Below are 5,182 nucleotides of genomic sequence, written 5' to 3' on the forward strand. Positions count from 1 at the left end.
GCCGTAGGCGTGCGGCATGACGCACGTCACCGTCCGTCCGAGCGGCGAGCCCGGACGCGCCGGACGGCCCGCCGCCCATGCGTGTTCGGGCCGGGCCTGTCCGACCCGAACCGATCGCTTCCCCGCCGGAGGTGCGGTCGCCCGGCCGCACGGGGCGTCTCACCCGCCTGGCGGAGGCGGCAGCCGTGCGCCGGGCCGTCGAGCGGGGCGGACGGTGGGTGGTTCACTGTCTGCCGCTCCTGGTCGTCAGCAGCCGACCGAGCGACCAGGTCGTGATCAGCCGGTCCGCGCCCAGGCCGATCCGTGCCGCCCGTGCGTAACCCGTGCTCTGCCAGTGCAGCTGTTCGGGAGCGTGGGCATCGGTGTCCACGGCGAACCGGCAGCCTGCGGCGGCGGCCCGCACGAGCAGGTCGTCCGGCGGGTCGCGCCGTTCGGGCCGGCAGTTGATCTCCACCGCGGTGCCGGCCTCGGCGCACGCCGCGAACACGGCCTCGGCGTCGAAGCGGGACTGGGGGCGCCCCCGACCGGTGATGATCCGTCCCGTGCAGTGCCCCAGCACGTCGACATGCGGGTTGCGTACGGCAGCCAGCAGGCGGGCGGTCATCGGCTCGGGCTCCGAGCGGAGCTTCGAGTGCACCGATGCCACGACGATGTCGAGCCGGCCGAGCAGGTCTTCGTCCTGGTCGAGCGAGCCGTCGTCGAGGATGTCGCACTCGATGCCGGTCAGCAGCCGAAAGCCGGATCCCAGCCTCGCGTTCACGGCGGCCACGGCCTCCAGTTGGCTTTTCAGCCGGTCCGGGCTCAGTCCGTGGGCGATCGTCAGCCGCGGTGAGTGATCGGTCAGAACGGCCCACCGGTGGCCCAGGGCGCGGGCCGCGTCGGCCATGTCCTCGAGCGGGCTGCCGCCGTCCGACCAGTCGGAGTGGAGGTGGCAGTCCCCGGTGCTCGCAGCCGCCAGCTCCCAGCCGGCGCGGGCACCCGGATCGGCCTCGGCCTGCAGTCGGGCGAGGTAGCTCGGTACCGCTCCGGTCGATGCCTGGGAGATCACCTCCGCGGTGACCGGGCCCACCCCGCGCAGTTGTCTGGCCTGGGCGGCGTCCACCGGCCCCGGTGACAGGTCGCGGACGGCGTCGGCCGCCGCGTGGAAGGCCCGCACCCGGTACGGGGACGCACCACGCCATTCGAGGAGGAAGGCGATCCGGCGCAGGGCTTCGTCCGGGGTCACGGCAGGGGCGTTCCGCCGGTGGCGTTGACGATCTCGCCGGTGATGTAGGAGGCCCGGTCGGAAGCGAGGAAGACGTAGGCGGGTGCCATCTCCGCCGGCTGGGCGGGTCGGCCGAGCGGTGACTGCTCGCCGAACTTGGTCGGGTCGGGCATCGTCGCGGGGATCAGGGGGGTCCAGACCGGTCCGGGGGCGACGGCGTTGACCCGGATACCGCGTTCCGCGAGCATCTGGGCCAAATTGTGGGTGAAGGAGATGATCGCGGACTTGGTCATGGCGTAGTCGAGGAGGTGCGGGCTGGGCTGGTAGCCCTGCACGGAGGTGGTGTTGATCACCGACGCGCCGCGCGGCATATGGGCCAGCGCGGCCTTGGTGAGCCAGAACATGCCGTACAGGTTGGTCTTCATCACCCGGTCGAACTGCTCGGTGGTGATCGCCTCGATCCCGTCCGGCTGGGCCATCTGGTAGGCGGCGTTGTTGACGAGCAGGTCGATGCCGTCCAGCTCGCGCACCGCCTTGTCGATGAGGGCGGCGCATTCGCCTTCGTTCCGGATGTCGCAGGCGACAGCCACTGCAGTGCGGCCGGCCTCGCGGATCAGGCGGGCGGTGGCTTCCGCGTCGTCCGCTTCCTCGGGCAAATGGGTGAAGGCGACGTCGGCGCCTTCCCGTGCGAAGGCGAGGCAGACGGCCCGGCCGATCCCCGAGTCCCCACCGGTGACCAGCGCTTTGCGGCCGTGCAGCAGGTCGTGGCCCCGGTAGGTGGCTTCCCCGTGGTCGGGGCGGGGGTCCATGGCCTCGGTCGAGCCGGGATGGTCCTGGTCCTGCTCGGGAAACGGGGGACGGGCGTGGAGTGACACCGGATCGGTGAGGGGGGTTCGGTCGGGGGACGGCATCGCGGTCTCCTTCCAGGACGGGGGTCGGGCGGGGCGTCAGTGAGAAGGCGGGTAGGCGGCCGCCTTGAGGCGGCGGGCGAGGTGGGCGGTGTTCGCGGCGAGGGTCTCGGTCGTCGCCGCGGTCTTCTCGGGGGTCTTGTCGAGGTCCTGGTAGTCGGTGCCCTGCATGGCTTCGCCGACCCAGTAGGTGACCGCGTTCGGGGCCAGGGAGAAGCCGACGTCGTTCAGGCCCTGGAAGAGGTCGGCGCTGACCTTGTGCGCGCCGTCCTCGTTGCCGACGACGCACACAGCCGCGGCCTTGCCGTAGGTCAGCATGCGGCCCTCGTCGTCGCTCTCGCCGAGCTCGGCGTCGAGCCGTTCCAGGACCCGCTGGGCGACGCTGGACGGGTGGCCGAGCCAGATGGGCGTGGCGAGGACCAGGATGTCGCAGCCCAAGATCGTGTCGCGGATCTCTGGCCAGGCGTCCCCGTCGCCCATGTCGGTCTTCACGCCGGGCTTCACGTCGTGGTCGGCGATCCGGATGGTCTTCCCGGTGACGCCGTGCTCGGCCAGGGCGGCCATGGTCTGCTCGGCCAGCAACTGCGAGCTGGACGGCTCCGGCGACGGCGACAGCGTGCAGACCAGCGCGACAGCGCGCAGCGGCGTGGTTTCGGTCGTGGTGTCCATGTGATCCGGCTACCCCGGTGGGCATGCCGTATCCCCGCCCTCTCCGGTGATCCCCGCCGATCGAGCCTTTCCACGACGTGCACGGCGACCAGCTCCGCCACCCGGCCGTACGGGCGTATCCGCGGCCCGGCGGCGCGTGCCCGGTGATGGCCCCGCGACGCGCGGGTACGTTCCCCGGCATGCGTACTCATGACCTCGTCATCGTAGGAGCGGGCTCCGGCAATGCCATCGTCGACGACCGGTTCTCCCACCTGGACGTCGCCATCGTCGACGAGGGGCCCTTCGGCGGTACCTGCCTGAACCGGGGATGCATCCCGAGCAAGATGCTGGTGCACGTGGCGGACGTCGCCGACGGGGTCCGTGAAGCCGGCTCCCTCGGAGTGGACGCGACGCTGCGGGGCGTCCGTTGGGCCGACGTACGGGCGAGGGTGTTCGGACGTCTGGACCGGGAGGCGGGTGAGGGCGAAGAGTCCCGGCGCGAATCCCCGTACGTCCACGTCTACAAGGGACACGCCCGTTTCACCGAGGACCGGACACTCCTCGTCGGGGCCGGGGACGACGCCGTCGGGATCCGCGGCAAACAGGTCGTCGTCGCTGCCGGCAGCCGCCCCTCCGTGCCCGGACCGGTGGCCGACTCCGGGCTCCCGTACGAGACGTCCGACACGGTCATGCGCCTGGACGACCCCCCTCGGCATCTGGCGGTGCTGGGCGGTGGCTACATCGCGGCCGAGCTCGCGCACGTCTTCCACGCCGCGGGCAGCCGCGTCACCGTCATCGAGCAGGCGGACACGCTGCTTCCCGCCCAGGACGAGACCGTCTCCGCCGCCTACACCGAAATCGCCGGCGGCCGGTACGACGTGCGCACGGGAACGGCGCTGACCCGCGTGGAGGGCGCGCCGGGGCGGCTGGCACTGGTGCTGGACGACGGTACGACCGTGGAGGCGGACACCCTGCTCGTTGCCGTGGGCCGCATCCCCAACAGCGACCGGCTCCGTGCCGAGCGGGCCGGGATCGCCCTGCACGACGACGGGCGAGTCGTCGTGGACGCCTTCCAGCGGACCACCGCAACGGGGGTCTTCGCCCTCGGTGACGTGTGCACGTCCTTTCCCCTCAAGCACGTGGCCAACCGGGAGGCGGAGGTGGTGGCCCACAACCTGCTGCACGCCGACGACCTGGTCCGCACCGTCCACGAGGCCGTTCCCGCCGCGGTGTTCACCCAGCCGCAGATCGCGCAGGTCGGCAGGACCGAGCGGGAGTGCCGGGAGGAGGGACTCGACTACGCGGTCGCCGTGCGCCGTTTCTCGGAATCCGCGTACGGGTGGGCACTGGAGGACCGCACCGGCTTCTGCAAAGTACTCGCGGACCGACGCACCGGCCAGGTACTGGGCGCCCACATCCTGGGGCCGCAGGCAGCCACCCTGATCCAGCCGCTGGTGGTGGCCATGAGCCTGGGGATCGACGCCCCGACCCTGGCGCGGACTCCGTACTGGATCCATCCCGCCGCCACCGAGTCGGTCTCGAACGCCCTCCTCGACCTGGACCTCGGCTCCCGGACCCCCTGAGCGGACCGGGGCTGAGGGACGCGCTCCTCAGAGGCCTTGGGCGCGGTGGAGGGGGATGTGGAGCCCGTGGGGCCGCAGGGCCGCTCGGGCGGCGTTCGCGCCCGGGGCGCCGTGGACACCGCCGCCGGGGTGGGCGGCCGCGGAGGCGAGGTAGAGGTTCTTGACGGGGGTCTCGGGGCGGCCGGTGCCGGGGGTGGGGCGGAAGATCGCCTGCTGGTGGAGGGCGGTGGTGCCGTTGTTGATGGCGCCGTTGTGGAGGTTCTCGTCCATGGCCTGGAGGGTGGTCGGGGCCAGGATCCGGCGGGCGCGGATCAGGGCGCGGAAGCCGGGCGCGAACCGCTCCACCTGTGCTTCGACGCGGTCGGCCATCGCCTCCTGTTCCCGGTCGTCCCATCGGCCGGTGATGCGGTCGGGGCCGGCGTCGGCGGTGATGTGCTGCGGGAGGTGGGTGTAGGCCCAGGCCGACTCGGTGCCCGCGGGTGATCGGCTGGGGTCCGCGGTGGTCATCTGGCCGAAGAGGGTGAACGGCTCGTCGGGGACCTGTCCCATGGCGATCTGCGCGGCGAACCGGGTCAGGCCGTCGACGCCGTCGGCCACGTGGACCGTTCCCGCCCCGGTGGCCTGCGGTGCCGTCCACGGCACCGGGCCGGTCAGAGCCCAGTCGACCTTGAAGGTCGCGAAGTCCCACTGGAAGCGTTCCAGGTCCCGCAGGAGTCGGGACGGCAGGTGTTCCTCGCCGACGAGCTCGCGGTACAGGGCCGGTGCCGACGTGTCGGCCAGTACGGCCCGGCGCGCGCCGACGGTCTCCCCGCCCGCGGTCCTGACACCGACCGCCGTGC

General features: G+C 72.3%; 5 protein-coding genes. 1 reads left to right on the plus strand and 4 read right to left on the minus strand.

Annotated features, from left to right (window positions below; all coding sequences use genetic code 11):
• Positions 1 to 223 precede the first annotated feature (223 nt).
• From ACWGIU_RS29130 to ACWGIU_RS29140, 3 genes are read right to left on the minus strand one after another with little or no spacing between them, the layout of a single operon-like run.
• The gene (locus ACWGIU_RS29130) at positions 224 to 1,225 is read right to left on the minus strand and encodes a PHP domain-containing protein (RefSeq protein ID WP_453710723.1); all 1,002 of its coding nucleotides are present in this window, start codon (positions 1,223 to 1,225) and stop codon (positions 224 to 226) included.
• Positions 1,222 to 2,115 (minus strand): SDR family oxidoreductase, encoded by an 894-nt coding sequence (locus ACWGIU_RS29135; protein WP_453710725.1) that lies wholly within the window; start codon positions 2,113 to 2,115, stop codon positions 1,222 to 1,224. The genes ACWGIU_RS29130 and ACWGIU_RS29135 overlap by 4 nt, the downstream gene beginning before the upstream one ends.
• A 36-nt stretch (positions 2,116 to 2,151) precedes the next feature.
• Entirely contained in the window at positions 2,152 to 2,781 is a 630-nt protein-coding gene (locus ACWGIU_RS29140; RefSeq protein ID WP_453710727.1) for a flavodoxin family protein, read from the minus strand.
• Positions 2,782 to 2,960: 179 nt separating this feature from the next.
• On the opposite strand from ACWGIU_RS29140, the gene ACWGIU_RS29145 reads away from it, so the two are divergent.
• Positions 2,961 to 4,343: a mycothione reductase gene (locus ACWGIU_RS29145; protein WP_453710729.1), complete on the plus strand. Its 1,383-nt coding sequence runs from the start codon at positions 2,961 to 2,963 to the stop codon at positions 4,341 to 4,343.
• Positions 4,344 to 4,370: 27 nt separating this feature from the next.
• Here the strand turns inward: ACWGIU_RS29145 and ACWGIU_RS29150 are convergent.
• On the minus strand, positions 4,371 to 5,182 hold an 812-nt coding region (locus ACWGIU_RS29150), incomplete at its 5' end, for a phytoene desaturase family protein (protein WP_453710731.1).

The sequence above is a fragment of the Streptomyces sp. NPDC054840 genome, assembly GCF_053611065.1.